The organism is Corynebacterium evansiae (genome assembly GCF_027570065.1).
GTDB classification, from domain to species: domain Bacteria; phylum Actinomycetota; class Actinomycetes; order Mycobacteriales; family Mycobacteriaceae; genus Corynebacterium; species Corynebacterium evansiae.
In genome coordinates this window covers 50544-66463 of sequence record NZ_JAKMUT010000004.1, presented here as the reverse complement: position 1 = coordinate 66463, position 15920 = coordinate 50544, and the positions used below count along the sequence as shown (strand labels likewise).

Here is a 15920-nt window from a genome sequence, read left to right as displayed (position 1 = left end):
CCGGGCGCGCAGCCCTGGCTCAGCCACCGCCGGGCACGCAGCCCGGCGCACGCTCGCGTACAGCCCGGCGCGCTAGGCCTGCGCTTCCTGCTGCTGCGCCATGCGCCAGCGAATGCCGGCCTCCAGGAAGCCGTCGAGGTCACCATCCAGCACCTTGCTGGGGTCGTTGACCTCGACGTTCGTGCGCAGATCCTTCACCATCTGGTACGGGTGCAGTACGTAGTTGCGCATCTGGTTACCCCAGGAGTTAGAGCCGTCGCCCTTCAGCGCGTCCATTTCGGCCTGTTCTTCTTGACGCTTACGCTCCAGCAACTTCGCCTGTAGCACCCGCATGGCGGATGCCTTGTTCTGAATCTGCGATTTCTCGTTCTGGCACGTCACCACAATGCCTGTGGGCACGTGGGTCAGGCGCACCGCCGAGTCGGTGGTGTTCACCGACTGCCCGCCGGGGCCAGAGGAGCGGTAGACGTCCACGCGCACGTCGTTCTCATCAATATCGATGTGGTCGGTCTGCTCCACCACTGGCAGCACCTCCACCTCGGCGAACGAGGTCTGGCGGCGGCCCTGGTTGTCGAAGGGAGAAATGCGCACCAGGCGGTGGGTTCCTTGCTCCACGGAGAGGGTGCCATACATGTATTCCCCGTGGATGACGATGGTCGCGGACTTAATGCCGGCTTCCTCGGCATAGGAGATGTCGTAGACCTCCACCTTGTGCCCGGCCTTTTCGGCCCAGCGGGTGTACATGCGCAGCAGCATCTCTGCCCAGTCGGCGGCATCCACGCCACCGGCGGCGCTGCGGATGTTCAGCACGGCTTCGCGCTCGTCGTACTCCCCCGACAGCATCGTCGTGACCTCGAGCGATTCAATCTCCTGGCGCAGCTCCTCGCGCTCCGCATCGGCCAACTGCACCGCTTCCTGGGCGGCGTCCGGGTCGTCCCCGGCTTCCTCCTCAGCCATGTCGTAGAGCACCGGCAGGTCATCCAGGCGTTGGCGCAGCCCCGTGACCTTCTTCAGCTTCGCCTGCACACGGGAAAGCTCGGAAGTCACCTGCTGCGCGTGGTCCGGATCGTCCCACAGCGAGGGGTCGGCGGACTTTTCCTCCAGCTCGCGGGCGCGGTCGCCCAGCTCGTCGAGGTCCAGCACCTTCTCGATGGTGGTCAGGGTGCCGTCCAGGTCGCTTAGGTCTGCAGAAACTTCCGGTTGCATAATGCGCAAGTCTACCCGGCGACATGCACAATGGAATGTATGGCTACTAACGGTTCTGATTCTTCTTCCCCGATCCCAGAGGACATGCTGAATGCGATCATCAAGACGTTCATCGTGGCGCATGTCGATGATTCCGACCACCACCTGGCTCAGGCGCTGGTCTATAACGCAGGCCGCCTGGCGTGGCGTATGCGCCAGACGGGCTTGGATACGGAGCAGAAGACGTCCGTCAGCGATGTCGTGACCGCTGCGGATCGCGCGGCCGAGAAGTTCATCGCCGACGCACTGCGTGCCATCCGCCCCGACGATGGCTTGCTGGGCGAGGAGGGCACCGCCGTGGAGTCGAAGTCCGGCCGCACCTGGGTAATCGACCCTGTAGATGGCACCTACAACTTCACTACGGGTTCGGACTATTGGTGCTCTGCCCTGGCACTGGTCGAGGGGTCCCCCGATGATCCGGACGCCCTGTTGTTCGGCGCCGTTCACCGCCCGGCGATGGGCTACACGTGGTTTGGTGGCCCGGATATTCCTACTACTCGTGACGCCACCGAGATCAGCCTGCCGAACACCACCGCGGACCTGACCTGCCTGGGCGGCTACCTACACCCCACCGACATTGCGGACGCCACCCGGCTGAAAACCTGGAAGGCCGTAAGCACGCAGTTTGCCACGCTGCGCATGCTGGGGTCTGCGTCCATCGACCTCGCGTGCGTGGCCGGTGGCGAGCTCGGCTGCTGGATGCAGCACAGCGTAGCCAGCTGGGACTGGTTGCCTGGGCGTGCTTTGGTGGAGGGCGCTGGGGGCGTCGCTAAGAAGGAAGAAAAAGACGGCACCACCTGGTTCATTGCCGGGGCGCCAGACGCGGTAGAGCAATCCGTTAAGGCGCTGCGCGAAGCCTAGCGAGAAGGCTACCCCCCCTTGCCACACTAGTCACATTAGTCACATTCTTCCCGTGGCTTTATATGTGCCACGGGGTTATCATGTGTGTCATGACGGACTCGGTTTCCCCATATGCAGATGACCTGACCCTGGCGCTGTCGCTGGCCGACGCGGCCGACGCGATCACCATGGCGCGCTTCGAGGCGAACGACCTGAGCGTTGAATCGAAGCCCGACCTCACGCCGGTGAGCGACGCGGACACCGCCGTGGAGAAGGAACTGCGGGAACTCATCGCCGCACACCACCCGGAGGACGCCCTACTGGGAGAGGAATTCGGCGGCGACGTCACCTTCGCCGGGCGACAGTGGGTCATTGACCCCATCGACGGCACCAAGAACTTTGTCCGCGGCGTACCCGTGTGGGCCACACTGATCAGCCTGCTGGTGGACGGCAAGCCAGTGGTGGGCGTCGTCTCCGCGCCCGCGCTGGGGCGCCGCTGGTGGGCCGCCGAAGGCTCCGGCGCATGGCGATTGTTTAACACCCCGGCCAGCGCTGCCACCGGTGGCACTGGCGGCTCCGACAGTACCGGCGACACCAGCGGCACTAGCGGTGCTGGCAACGCAAACGGTGGGGTGCCGTCGGTGGGCGCCCGCCGCCTGGAGGTTTCGAAGGTCGCGCAGGTCGCGGACTCCTCGATTGCAATTTCCTCCCTTTCCGGCTGGGCGGACTGCGGCAAGCGTGAGCAGCTCATTAGCCTGACAGATTCCGCGTGGCGCCTGCGCGGATACGGCGACTTCTGGTCCTACATGCTGGTCGCCGAGGGTGCGGTGGATATTGCCGCCGAGCCGGAGGTAAGCCTCTGGGATCTGGCAGCGCTGGCGCCGATCATCACGGAGGCTGGCGGGCGCTTCACCTCCCTGGACGGCCAGGACGGCCCACACGGCGGGTCCGCCGTCGCCACCAACGGCCTGCTGCACGAGGCCACGCTCAGCGCCCTCGACTAGCGCCGACCTAGCGCCGAACTGCTGCCCACCCGGTACTAGCCCAGACAGGCGCATCCTGTCCCAGCACCTCCCAAGGCGGCACCCAGCTTTATACGTCGAGCGCCAGATACACGGTGTCGAGGTACTCCTCGATGCCCTCGAAACCACCCTCGCGCCCCAGGCCGGACTGCTTCACTCCGCCGAACGGAGCAGACGCATCCGATAGCGCGCCACGGTTCACGCCGACCATTCCGGCCTCCATGCGCTCGGCGAAGCGCAGGGTCTTCTTCATATCCTCGCCCATCACATAGCCAGCCAGGCCGAAGACGGTATCGTTGGCGACCTTCAAGGCTTCCTCATCGCTGGAGACGCGCTGCACGGCCGCGACGGGACCGAAGATCTCCTGGTTAGCAAGCTCAAACTGTGACGTCACACCCGTAAGCACCGTGGCGGGATACCAGAAACCATTCGGATCCAGGTCGGGGTGCGTCTCCCCCAGCTTCTCCAAGGCCTCATTACCGCCGAGGGCAACGTGCGCCCCCTCCTCGACGGCCTTGGCTACCATGTCACGCACTCCATCGCGCTGCTCCTGGCTAACCAGCGGCCCCATAGTGGTCTTCGAGTCGGTGCCCGGCCCCATCACGAACTCACTCATCTTCTGCGCCAGCCCAGCCTCGAACTCCTCGGCCAGGGACTCGTGAACGATGAAGCGGTTAGCGGCCACACAAACCTGACCCGCGCCACGCATCTTCGCCGCAATAGCCTGCTCCACAGCCTTGTCCACATCCGCGTGCTCCAACACAACGAAAGGCGCGTTACCGCCGAGCTCCAGCGACGTGCGGATCGTCTTCTGCGCCGCGGTGGCGGCCAGCGCCTGGCCGACCTCCGTGGAACCGGTGAAAGTCAGCTTACGCAGACGGTCGTCGTCCAACAGGGCGGACACGCGGCGCGCCGAGGACGTCGGCAGCACCTGGAACACACCATCCGGAATGCCGGCGATGCGCCCCAGCTCCGCGAAGTAAAGCATCGTCAGCGGGGTCAGCTGCGCCGGCTTAGCAATCACGGTGCAGCCCGCCGCCAGCGCCGGAGCCAGCTTGCGGGTCACCATCGCCAGCGGGAAGTTCCATGGGGTGATCGCCAGCACCGGCCCCACCGGACGGTGCGTAGTCACGATGCGCCCGTTACCAGCCGGAGCCACGCGATACTCGCCAGCGATCGCCGCCGCCCGCTCGCTGAACCAGCGCAGATACTCGGCGGCGTAGGTCACCTCGCCCTTGGAATCCGGCAGCGCGCGCCCCAGCTCCAGGGACTGCAGAGCCGCCAGCTGATCCGCGTGCTCGTGCACCAGATCGAACAGCCGACGCAAAAGCTCGGAACGCTCCCGCGGAGTGGATTCGGCCCAGTCCGCCTGAATCTCCACGGCCTTATCCATGGCCTCCCGCGCATCATCCTCTGTTGCCGCGGCGACATCCGCGAAAGGCTTCCCCGTGGCGGCGTCAATAACCGAAATAGTTTCACCTGCAGACCCAGAGCGCCAGGCCCCACCTAAGAACAACCCCGTGGGCACCTCGAAGGAAAGCCCCGCGGCCTGAAGAGTGGTGCTGAATTCAGAAGGAATGTTGAGTGAAGTCATATACCCACATATACGCGCCTTTCGGAGGCAGGCTTGCAGACCGCCACGCGCCTCCACCTTTTCCACTACCGTGGAAAGTGATAATTGCAGCGACGAAAGGAGCCCAGCTGTGCCTATGCCACAACAACGCGAAACCGCACATAAGACACGGGAATGGAAGAAGCTCACCGAATACGCCGACGCAACCCGCGGCACTCAATTGCGAGAGCTCTTCACCGAACAGCCGGGACGCTCCAGCGACATGACCTACAACGTAGGTCCGCTGCACGTAGACCTGTCGAAAAACCTCATCGACGAGCGCGGACTGCGCCTGCTACTGGACCTGGCGCGTGCCCGCGGCCTGGAGGACTACCGCAGCGCCATGTTCGACGGCGAGCACATCAACACCACCGAGGACCGTGCCGTCCTGCACACCGCGCTGCGCATTCCGGTCGATCGGGAGTTCAGCATCCCAGTCGGAGCCGACGAGACGCAGGACGTGGCCGCCGACGTGCACGCAGTGCTGGGTCGCATGCGCGACTTCGCCAAGGCGCTCCGCTCCGGCTCCTGGCAGGGCGTGACCGGGCACACCATCAAGCACGTCGTGAACATCGGCATCGGCGGCTCCGACCTGGGGCCGGCAATGGCCGCACAGGCACTGCGCCCCTACATGACGGCCGGCATTACGCCGCACTTCATCTCCAACATCGACCCGGCGGACGTGGCCGGCACCCTCGATGGGCTGGATGCTGAATCCACGCTGTTCGTCATCGCCTCCAAGACCTTCACCACCTCTGAGACCCTGGCCAACGCCCACGCCGCGCGCCGCTGGCTGCTGCGCAACCTCGCCGATGAGGGCGTGGACGTCGAGGGGGACGACGCCATCCGTGACATCACCGCCAAGCACTTCGTAGCCGTCTCCACCGCCGCAGAGAAGGTGCAGGACTTCGGCATCGACACGAAGAACATGTTCGAGTTTTGGGACTGGGTGGGCGGCCGCTACTCCGTGGATTCCGCCATTGGTCTGTCGCTGATGGCCGCCATTGGGCCGCAGGACTTCATGCGCTTCCTGGAGGGCTTCCACGAGGTAGACGATCACTTCCGCACCGAACCGCTGGAAATGAACATTCCGGTGCTGATGGGCATGCTGGGCGTGTGGTATACCGACTTCCTGGGTGCGCAGTCGCACGCGGTGCTGCCGTACTCCGAGGATATGGCGCGCTTCCCCGCCTACCTGCAGCAGCTGACGATGGAATCCAACGGCAAGTCCGTGCAGCTGGACGGCAGCCCGGTGGAAGTTCCATCCGGCGAGATCTACTGGGGCGAGCCTGGCACCAACGGTCAGCACGCCTTCTTCCAGCTACTACACCAGGGCACGCACCTGGTGCCGGCTGACTTCATCGGCTTCGTTAACCCGCACGACGATGCCGTTGCCGCCGACGGGACCACCAGCATGCACGACATGTTGATGTCCAACTTCTTCGCCCAGACCCGCGTGCTGGCCTTCGGCAAGAACGCCGAGGAGCTGCAGGAGGAGGGCGTGGCCCCCGAGCTGATCCCGCACAAGGTGATGCCCGGTAACCGCCCGACCACCACCATCCTGGCCAACAAGCTGACCCCGAAGACGCTAGGTGCGCTAATCGCACTGTACGAGCACATTGTCTTCGTTCAAGGCGTGATCTGGAGCATCAATAGCTTTGACCAGTGGGGTGTGGAGCTCGGCAAGAAGCAGGCAAACGCGCTGTTGCCTGTGGTTACTGGTGCCGAGCGTAGTGACGCCGGCGACTCCTCCACCGACGACCTCATCGCCTACTACCGCCAGCACCGGGGCTAGCGGTTCACGCCGAAAGCTAACGCTGGGGAGGGCGCCGAGGCTAGCTGCTGTCGAGGCGAGCGGGCGCCGGTTTCTGAGCAAATGTCGCTAGAACGAGAATACGTTATTTAAACACATTTTCATCTATGCATAATGCCTGGTCAGAGAGTTTCGCGCGCCCTACGATTTAAAAACCGCCCGACGTATTCCCGTTCTAACGACATTTGCGCCCGAACTTTCACCGAAAGCTGTCTGTCGCAGCGTCGATCCAGCGCCAATCGCGCCTAAATCCGCCCCGAAGGCTAACGCTGGGGCCCGGTGATCGATTTCACTTACGAAACCCGCTTCCCCCATAGCTGGTTTTTGACTGCACGAATTCTCCAGAAAGGAACACTCCCCATGAAGATTCGCAAGCCCCTGGCAGTAGGCATCGCAGCGGCATCGATCTCCGCAGGCGTAGCTGCGCCGGCCCAGGCGGAGGCAACCACGCCGCAGACTGCGCAGGTGGCGCAGGCTGCCAATCCCGAACCGTACAACCCCATTACAGGCTCCCTGAGGATGGCACCCGTCTTTCTAGCTTCTCCCATAGTTCTTCCAGCCGTTCCGCTGTACGGGATTTGGGTTCGCCTGAACCCCGGCCTCGGTTAGGCCAGACTGCCTCTATCCCCGGCTCGTCCGGCCTGCCCCGGCCCCGGCTCGTCCGGCCTGCCCCGGCCCCGGCTCGTCCGGCCCTAGAATGTCGGAAACGTTGCACTTCCGTAAGGCAAATGTCGGAAAACTTGCAAAACGTTCTTGCAAACTATTTCCACCTACACATAAGGGCTGGTCAGGAGGCTTTAGAGGTGGAACAGGTGGCATCGATAAAAAAGAAATGCAATATTTCCGACATTTTGTCTTTGGCTGAACGCATCCTCCAGACAGGAATACTCCTCGTGAAGATTCGCAAGACTTTAGCAGTCTAGCCATCGGGCAAAACCCACTGTGCACAGCGGGTTCTAGATAACGAAACTAAGGCTCCCCGCTGATGCGGGGAGCCTTAGTCCGTTTAAACGGAGTTAGCCGTTCAGAGCAGGGATCCGTTCAGCGATCAGACTAGAACAGGCCCTTGGTCGGCTTGTGCATAACGTCGGTGGTGGTGACCTCGCGGGAGTCGACGTTCTGGTCGTTAGAGGTGGACTTGTCCTCCTCCAGGCGACCGGTCTGGGTAACGGTGATGTAGTTCTCCAGGCGCCCCAGCTTGGTCTTGCCGTCGCCGAAGTTCAGGTTTGCCAGCAGCTGGGAATCACCCGGGTTGACCGGGTTGGACAGGGTGACCTCGAAGCTACGAACAGACTTTTCCTTGTCGAAGCCCAGGTCACGGGTGTATGCACCGTTGAACCAGCCCGGGGTGATCAGGCGGTCAACGCCCTTCGGCCCCTTCTCGGTGTGCACGTCGATACGGAAAGAGATAGCCGGGAAGTCCTGGTAGTAGGTCTCGGAGCCAACGTTCTTGGCAGAGATGGAGACCAGGCCTGCGAAGCCAGCGGCCTTGCCAGCAGCGACGCGGATCTCCGGCTTCAGGTCGTACTTCTCGCCGGACTGCTCAGCCTCGTCCTTGGCGGGCTTCTCGGCCTCGTCGTCCTTGGCGGGCTTCTCAGCCTCGTCAGCCGGAGCCTCGTCAGCGTCGGCAGCGGAAGCGTCAGCGGTGTCCGCGTTCTCAGCGACGGCAACGTCCTGGTTGAAGCCAGGGTCGACAGCATCTTCAGCGAAAGCGTTGCCAGCGCCCGCGAAAGCGGTGGTCACGCCGATAGCGGCAGCGAGGGTCAGGGAAGCTGCGTTCTTCTTCATGTGAGGGGATTCCTTACTTTGTATAGGTGCAGGTCGAAGCATTGCGACAAGCATCGCGAGACTCGTTGAGGGATGCGCTGCGAGACGCATTGCGAGAGAGTTTTGAGGAGCTTCGAGCCTGCGGGCGGGGATCAGCGAAGTTGGTTTAAGCCTCGTCGGCGGGCTTCTCGGCAGGCTTGTCTGCACCGTCAGCCGGCTTCTCGGCGGGCTTCTCGGCAGGCTTGTTAGCGTCCTCCGGCTTGGCCGGGACAGCGGAGTCAGCCGGGTTGCCGTACAGCTTCACGTTGACCTGGTTCTTGATCGGGGTCAGCGCGGACCACGGGGTCGGGGTGGACCAGGTGCCGTTGGCCTTGCAGAACTGCTGGGTGCCGGTCATGTTGATGGTACGGAAGCCGTAGGTAGCCTCGCCGGTGTGGCCTGCCGGGACGTCGTACGGGCCGACGGTCTGGCCAACGTTCCAGCTCAGGGAGTAGGAAGCCTCCGCGCCGATGGTCTTCGCCAGCTCGTAGGCGATGCCGACGCTGCCCTTGGCGTCCTTGGCGGAGCCTTCGCCACCCAGGTTGACGCTGGTGGTCTCCGTGCGGTCACCCTTGATGCTGATGGAGATGGTCTGGGTCTTGGACAGCTCCTGCGTCAGCGGGATGGTGTTCTTCGACTGGTTGGTGGCAGAGATGGTGCCGGCCGGGGTGAACTTGTCGTCAACCTTGTAGACGACGGTGCGGTAATCCTCACCGGAGTTGCATACCGGGTGCGGGTTCAGGATGTTGGCCTTGATGTGGTCACTACCGTGGGTGGTGTTGACGATCGGCAGGGTCGGGTTGAGCTTCGGAGTCTCCGGGTAGTGCTCTTCCTTGGTGATAGCGGATGCGGGAGATGCGACGGCTGCCGCAACGACGACGGCGGCAGCGGCTGCGCTTGCGCCGTTCTTCCACAGGTTCTTCATGTTTTGTGCTCCTCTTGCACGCCACTGGACGAAAAGGTGCACGAGCTGGATATTCTCCGGCTCGCACGGACTGGGGCGCATTTGGTGATGCTGCGAGAATGCGCGCCGCCAGCCAAAGGGTTTTGCGAGATTTCGGCCAGGTGGCTTTGGGTTTGAATCCGGTCTTAGGGGTGCCCTCCCCCGGGTGCTGCGCGCCGAATCACGAGGGCCGCTGCACACCCAGGTTCTGAGTGACGGGATCCAACTCTAGCCCCTCGAAGCCAGAAATTGTTCGACAATTTCGCGCTCCCATGCACCGCATTTAACCCGGCGTTCACAAACCATTCAGGCGCAGTTCACCAAAAGATCCTTAACCAACCCTTAAAGGACCCCACCTACCCCCTCGAAACGAGATTCACTCCCCTGCAATTTAAACCATGGCACCCACTTAGGTAACCCTTGCTTTGACCATCAAAAAGCCTTGATCAACATGGCGCCCACCCTATAAAAACGCACCAATCCTTAAAAAATAAGAACAGCAAACCCTTTTGTTTCCAAACTTTTTCACACAAACGCACCTTTTCTAAATACATAACCATGCAGTATATGAACTTTAGGTAAACTCGCTCGACCTGCACTTTTCCCCCTCCCATCGAAAGGAACCACCCCATTTTGGGGCTATTGACCAGATTGTCAAGTAAGCCCCGAAGCAGACTCTCTAGCGCCCCGATCTCGAAGAAACTCACCGCTCCTGACAGTTCGGGCACCACCAGATGATCCGCTCTAACTCCGCCGAATCCAGGTCCGGATCTCCGCCAGCCCAGCGTCCTCCCAGAGTCGCCTGCTGGATCGCCGCCCCGCACCGCCGGCACGCCTTGCCCGCACGCCCGAACACCCAGTTTCCCTGCCCGGCCCGTCGGTCGCCGGTGAAGACGCGGTGCGGCTCAAGGCGGTTGTCCCACATCACCCTTCGGGCCAGGTCTATTGTCCCGTGACGCCCACTTCTCCCACCTGCCCTACCTTCACCTCCGGGTGCATTCCCACTAGGAACATCACCTCGGCGCGGTACTCGTTGCCGATCCCAGCCACGTTCTTCTGGTCCAGTAGCGCGGCACCCAATGTTCTTTCCGGCCGGCACAGGATCCGCGCAATGGCTTCTTCCCTGCCACCAGACTCCCAGTGTTGCGCCAGGATGTCCGGCCCCAGGTGCGCGATAACCTGCGGGTAGTCCGCGAACTTGAACACCCGCACGAAACCGAGGTCGTGCCCCACGATCTCGATCTCCTCACCACCGGCATGCTGGGGGCTAAAACGCAGCACGATGCGTGCACTATAGCCGGGTCTGCGCCAACGCTGCCCGGCCCGGTGAATCGCCCACACGCCTTCCATCTTCAGGTGCGTGTGGATCACACGGTCGCCAACGTGCATGAATAGGTGCTTACCGTAGGGCCACACTCGTCGGACTTCTTCACCGTCGAAGCTCTCTGTGGCAAAGCGGGGCACTCGGATGTCGGTATGCCGCACCGTCCGCCCCGTCATCCATTGCAGACGGTTGGAAAGCTGGAGTACGGAGTCTCCCTCAGGCACGGATACTCAGTCCCTTCGGAGTCAGGCGTGCACCTGCAGCCACCCAATCTGTCGTCGCAATGTCCATCACCGAGGAACCGTTGACCTTCTCGATGGTCACGGGGCTCAACCGTCCGGCACGGATAGCTTTCTTGAGAGTCCTGACCACTAGATCGATCTGCGGGGCTGGGGCGCCGAGTTCGGCAGACGTGGCGTCACCAAAATCGGGCCGAGCAAAAAGAACCACGTTTCTACCGCCGCGGGCGACATAAGCCTCTGCGCGACCGGCGGCGATGATGATCATGGCACCCGCTGCTCGCGTAGGTGCCATGCCCTCTGTGGCCGAGTGCGAAACCTCCGGCCAGGGCAGCGTAGATCCGAAGGGGTTCGCGGGGTCCAGGACGGAAAGCAGCTGAGGCACATTGTGGGATGTGGCCAATTCGCCTGCGCCACCGCCAACACCGCCACCGCCAGCAGCCGACCTGGCACCGCCGAGGCCGTTTCCGCGCCCGTCCTGTGCCCTCCGGAGCTGGGAAATTACATCCCGCGGGGCGAACTGTGCCCCGCCCAAGCCTTCGACGATGTAACCGCGCAACACTTCACCGGAATCCTCCCAGGCACTCAGCGTCCGATACGCCTCGGCGAAACCCCCGGCGGCCTTTTCCGCTACGACCGCCCCACGGGTGACCACGGCGTAGCGGTCAATCCATGCTTCGGAGCGCAGCAGGGCCAGCTCCGCGGCGTCGGCAGGAGCTTCTAGCTCCCCTGCAACACCAGCACCAGCGCCGTACACCGCCGACCACCGCCCCGGCACCGAAGAGTGCGCGTTCATCGACCGTCGCGCCGCCCGCGCAAATCCGCTGCGTCCCATCCGCACCCGGCGCGCCGACCCGCGCCCCTGGTTCCGGCGGGGCGCTCGGTGAGCCTGCTTGCCCGTGGAGCCGGCCTCCACCAGCCGCGCCCGCAAAGCCGCGAAACTATCGGGCGCAACCAACCCGGCATCGAATAGCTCCCACAGCGCCGCATCTACCTCCGCGTGATCCGCCCCCGTCGCCGCCTGCAACTCGGCCGCCAGAAACGCGCCGCCACGCTGCAGGTGCTCGAGGGTCTGTGTGGCCACCATGCCCAAGGTGGTCGCTGTTTCTTTATGGACGCCACGTTCCAGCCCCTCCCCGCCATCCAGCAGGTACTCGGCCATGTCCGCGGGTACGAAGCTCACCCAGGCATCCTTGGCGCCGGCCTGCCCGGCACCGACGGCGAGGATCTCGCCGGTGCTGAGCAGCTCGTCCAGGTCTCCCGGCTGATAGTCCGGGATGCGCGCGGGCAGCACCAGGGTTTCCCACGCGCTGGCGGGGATCGGCACCCCGGCGAGTTGTTCCAGGGCGCTGGCAAGTTCTTCACGCTGCATCTGGCCCAGGCCGTGCCAGTCGGCTAGGAACTGTGCGTAGGTTTGCTGGGTCACCGGTTCCAGCGATCCGCGCGCGGCGGCCAGGGTTGCCGACCGGAGGCGGCGGAGCATCCCCGTATCCACGTACTGCGTCTCCCCTCGGGGGTCTGCCTGAGTCTCCCCCTGGGGACCCGCGCTCGTGTCGTGCGAAGTAGTGGATGCCGTGCCCCCGCTAGAGCCACGAGAGTCGCCGGAGCTACTAGGCCCACTGAAAGAATCACCAAGGTAGACAAAGTGCCCTGCGCTCAAGCGGCGCTGCTTGCCCTCAGCCCAGCGGGCCAACAGCGCGTCAGCGGTCGCGCGCCCCAAGCCAAACTCGGCGGCGGTCTCGGTGGCGGTCGTGGGCCCGCGATTCTTCATCCACCTCAGCAACAATTGGTCGATGGCATTGTCCACCTGGTCCACCTGTTCGGCGGCAATGGCCACACCGGGCGGGACCGGCACGCCCAGGCCGTCGCGCAGCAGGGGCATGTCCTCGACCGCGCCGAGCTTCAGCTGCCCGCCGAAGTGCACCTCCATCAGGCGCGTGGGAACCAACTCCCGCAGCTGCGCGAGGCTATCCTCCACCGTCCCAGCCCAGGGTTCGATGCGTTCGCACACGCCATCCAGGCTGAGCGGCCCCAGAGCACGCAGCATATCCACGGCTTGCTCCACGCTGGTGGCCTGGCGCCCCTCGGCCAGCCACTGGGCGGCATCCACCACCCGGCGGACCGCAGCTGGATCCAGGGCCATGCCCTCCTCCCGGGTGCCCAGCACCTTTGCCAGCAACGCGGGGTCCACGGCCAGGGCAGCGGCGCGCTCGGCGGAATCGCCCTCGTACATGAAGGCGCTGGTGTAGATGAACAGCAGCGATTCGGCAAACGCGCTCGGAGCCTCCGTGGTGACCTCCGCCAGGCGCACACCCCGCTGCCCCAGGTTCGCCACCAGAGTTTTCAAGAAGTCCAGGTTGTAGACGTCGTGCACGCACTCGCGCATGGTTTCCACCATCACCGGAAACTCCGGGTGCTCCCGGGCAACATCCAGCAGCTGGGCGGCTCGCTGGCGTTGCTGCCACAGCGGCTGGCGCTTGCCGGGATTGCGGCGCGGTAGCAGCAGAGCCCGGGCGGCGCACTCGCGGAAGCGAGCCGCAAACAACGCGGAGGACCCAACCTCCTCCATCACATCCCCCAGTGTCGCTTCCGCCCGCTCGGCGCCACTGTAGCCCTCACCCAGCAGCAGCTCCATCCCCGGCGGCTCGTCCGAATAAGGCAGACGGAGCACCATGCCGTCATCGCCGGCCACGGCCATCGCATCAATCCCCGTCCGGCGGTTCAGCTCCGCTCCCAGCGCCAGAGCCCACGGCGCATTCACCCCACGGCCGAAAGGTGTATGCACCACCACGCGCCAATCACCGATGTCATCGCGGAAGCGCTCGATCAAAACGGTTCGCTCGTCCGGGATGATCCCGGCGGTTTCCTTCTGCTCCTGGTAGTAGGCATCCAGGTTGGCGCGGGTGTGGGCGTCCAAAAAATCGGCCGAGCGAATGTCCGCCAACGTGCCAGAGCCCCAAGTACGGCGATGCTCGCCGATGGCCTGGCCGAGTTCCACAGGGCGGCCTGCAGCGTCGCCCACCCAGAACGGCAGACGGCCGGTGTGGCCGGCGGCGGGCGCGACGATCACCTGGTCGCGGTTTATTTCCAGGATGCGCCAGCTGCTCGCGCCCAGGGTGAATACGTCGCCGACGCGGGACTCGTAGACCATCTCCTCGTCCAGCTCACCGACCCGGCGGGCGCCGTCGTTTTCCCCGGCAGCCAGGAACACTCCGAACATGCCGCGGTCCGGGATGGTTCCACCGCTGGTCACGGCCAGGCGTTGCGCTCCGGGCCGGGCCTCCAGGGTGCCGGCCATGGGGTCATAGATCGCTCGAGCCTTCAGATCCGCGAAGTCGGTAGATGGGTAGCGGCCGCTGATCATTTCGATCACGCCGTCGAAGGCCTCGCGCGGCAGCGTGGCATAGGGATGCGCGCGGCGAATGACGCGCCACCACTCCTCGACGTCCAGCGCGCCCGAGCTTTCTGTGCCGCCTGCGCGACTCACTCCGCCCGCGCCAGCCTGCACACTCGCCGCCACGGTGTGCTGTGCCAGCACGTCCAGCGCATTATGCACCACCTGCAGTGGCTCCAGCTCTCCCTTCAACAGCCGATCCACCACAACCACCGCGGCCTCGGCGTCCTGCTTATGCAGCGGGTAGATCGTCGCGCGGCTGGTCGCACCCACGGTGTGCCCGGCGCGGCCACACCGCTGCACCGCCGAAGCCACGGATGGCGGCGCCCCGACCTGCACCACGTGATCCACCAGGCCCATGTCGATACCCAGCTCTAGGGAGCTCGTCGCCACCACGCAGCGCAGCTCGCCGGACTTCAGCGCCGCCTCAATATCGGCACGCTCGTCCTTAGAAACCGATCCGTGGTGCGCCCGCGCGACACCCGCCCCGTCCATCCCCTGCACTGCGTCGGACTGAGCCATCAGCTGCGCCGGGTCGCGCCTGGTCGGGGCGGCCAGTGCGTCGGGATCGTGCTCCTTGGCCCATTCCTCGTTCAGCGCCCCGGTCAGCCTCTCCGCCGCGCGTCGGGAATTTACGAACACCAGCGTGGAGCGGTTCTCCATCACCTGCCGGTAGATCGCGCGCTGCACGTGCGGCCACACGCTCTTCTGCTGTGGTAAGGCAGATTCCTTATCCACCCCGCTCGCCACGCGCGCGCCCGACCCGGCCTGGGTGCTGCCTCCCACCCCTTCGCCGATGAGGCTGGGGCCGAGCAGTGCTTCGTCTATCGGTTCTTCTGTTTCTTTTTCTGACGCCCCCTCAGACTCCGTCACCTCATACTCAGCCAACGCGACGTCTTCCACCGCTGGAGGATCCTGGAAGTCCTCCACCACGCTGGTCACCTGCACATCCCAAGACTTCGGCTGCTCGGGGTTCACCACCGTCACCGGGCGGTCGCCTCCCAAGAAGCTGGCGACCTTATTCACGGGGTTCACCGTCGCAGACAGGCCGATGCGCTGCACCGCCTGACCCGTCAGCATCTCCAACCTCTCCAGCGACAGCGCCAGGTGCGTGCCGCGCTTCGTGCCGGCCACCGCGTGCACCTCGTCCACAATCACGGTGTCCACGTTCGCCAGCGTGGCTGCCGCCTTGCTGGTCAGCATCAGGTACAGCGACTCGGGCGTGGTCACCAGAATCTCCGGCGGGTTGCGCAGCAGCTTGGAACGCTCCGACTGTGGGGTGTCTCCACTGCGCACGCCCACCCGCACCGGGGCGGCAGTCTCCCCCATCGCGTCAGCCACCCGGGCAATGCCAGCCAGCGGAGCCGCCAGGTTTCGGCTGACGTCCACGCCCAGTGCTTTCAGCGGGGAGATGTACAGCACCTTGGTGGGACTGGACTTTTCCGGCGTGGGGGCGTCATTAAAAAAAGATCCCCCAGAAAGTCGCGACAGCGACCATAAAAACGCCGCCAGGGTTTTACCCGAACCCGTCGGCGCCACCACTAAAGCATTCTGACCTGCGGAGATAGCCCGCCACGCCTGCGTTTGCACAATCGTCGGCTCGGCGAAAACGTCTCGGAACCACGCTGCAACGGGGGCATAAAAGGAATCCAGCGGGTCAACAGCCATGTGACCATTTAAAC

The 15920-nt window shown here is 64.1% G+C and carries 9 protein-coding genes and 1 pseudogene; 4 read left to right on the top strand and 6 right to left on the bottom strand.

The window, feature by feature from the left end:
• Positions 1 to 72: 72 nt before the first annotated feature.
• Complete coding sequence (gene prfB / locus L8V00_RS05480) at positions 73 to 1206, bottom strand: peptide chain release factor 2 (RefSeq protein WP_035005044.1); 1134 nt, start codon at positions 1204 to 1206, stop codon at positions 73 to 75.
• Between the two features lie 30 nt (positions 1207 to 1236).
• Between prfB and L8V00_RS05475 the strand changes: the two genes are divergently transcribed.
• Positions 1237 to 2106 (top strand): inositol monophosphatase family protein, encoded by an 870-nt coding sequence (locus L8V00_RS05475; RefSeq protein WP_239317885.1) that lies wholly within the window; start codon positions 1237 to 1239, stop codon positions 2104 to 2106.
• A gap of 89 nt (positions 2107 to 2195) precedes the next feature.
• Positions 2196 to 3089, top strand: coding sequence for an inositol monophosphatase family protein (locus L8V00_RS05470; RefSeq protein WP_035005050.1), 894 nt, complete (start codon positions 2196 to 2198; stop codon positions 3087 to 3089).
• Positions 3090 to 3177: 88 nt separating this feature from the next.
• Here L8V00_RS05470 and L8V00_RS05465 read toward each other — a convergent pair whose 3' ends face one another.
• On the bottom strand, positions 3178 to 4701 hold the full coding sequence (locus L8V00_RS05465; RefSeq protein ID WP_269944442.1) for an NAD-dependent succinate-semialdehyde dehydrogenase: 1524 nt from the start codon (positions 4699 to 4701) through the stop codon (positions 3178 to 3180).
• A 115-nt stretch (positions 4702 to 4816) separates the two neighbouring features.
• Between L8V00_RS05465 and pgi the strand changes: the two genes are divergently transcribed.
• Both pgi and L8V00_RS05455 read left to right on the top strand, forming a co-directional pair.
• Positions 4817 to 6514 (top strand): glucose-6-phosphate isomerase, encoded by a 1698-nt coding sequence (pgi, locus tag L8V00_RS05460; RefSeq protein WP_269944441.1) that lies wholly within the window; start codon positions 4817 to 4819, stop codon positions 6512 to 6514.
• Between the two features lie 378 nt (positions 6515 to 6892).
• Complete coding sequence (locus tag L8V00_RS05455) at positions 6893 to 7141, top strand: hypothetical protein (protein WP_269944440.1); 249 nt, start codon at positions 6893 to 6895, stop codon at positions 7139 to 7141.
• Positions 7142 to 7585: 444 nt separating this feature from the next.
• On the opposite strand, the gene L8V00_RS05450 is transcribed toward L8V00_RS05455, so the two are convergent.
• The 4 genes and pseudogenes from L8V00_RS05450 to L8V00_RS05435 all read right to left on the bottom strand — a co-directional run bounded on the left by L8V00_RS05450 (position 7586) and on the right by L8V00_RS05435 (position 15906).
• Positions 7586 to 8320 carry a neuraminidase gene (locus tag L8V00_RS05450; RefSeq protein WP_269944439.1) on the bottom strand — a complete coding sequence of 245 codons (735 nt, stop codon included), beginning with the start codon at positions 8318 to 8320 and terminating at the stop codon, positions 7586 to 7588.
• 145 nt (positions 8321 to 8465) lie between these two features.
• On the bottom strand, positions 8466 to 9263 hold the full coding sequence (locus tag L8V00_RS05445) for a hypothetical protein (RefSeq protein WP_420840037.1): 798 nt from the start codon (positions 9261 to 9263) through the stop codon (positions 8466 to 8468).
• A 721-nt stretch (positions 9264 to 9984) separates the two neighbouring features.
• Positions 9985 to 10829 (bottom strand): annotated as a pseudogene (locus tag L8V00_RS05440) (DNA-formamidopyrimidine glycosylase family protein).
• Entirely contained in the window at positions 10822 to 15906 is a 5085-nt protein-coding gene (locus L8V00_RS05435; RefSeq protein ID WP_269944438.1) for a DEAD/DEAH box helicase, read from the bottom strand. The pseudogene L8V00_RS05440 and the gene L8V00_RS05435 overlap by 8 nt, the downstream one beginning before the upstream one ends.
• Between the last annotated feature and the right edge of the window lie 14 nt (positions 15907 to 15920).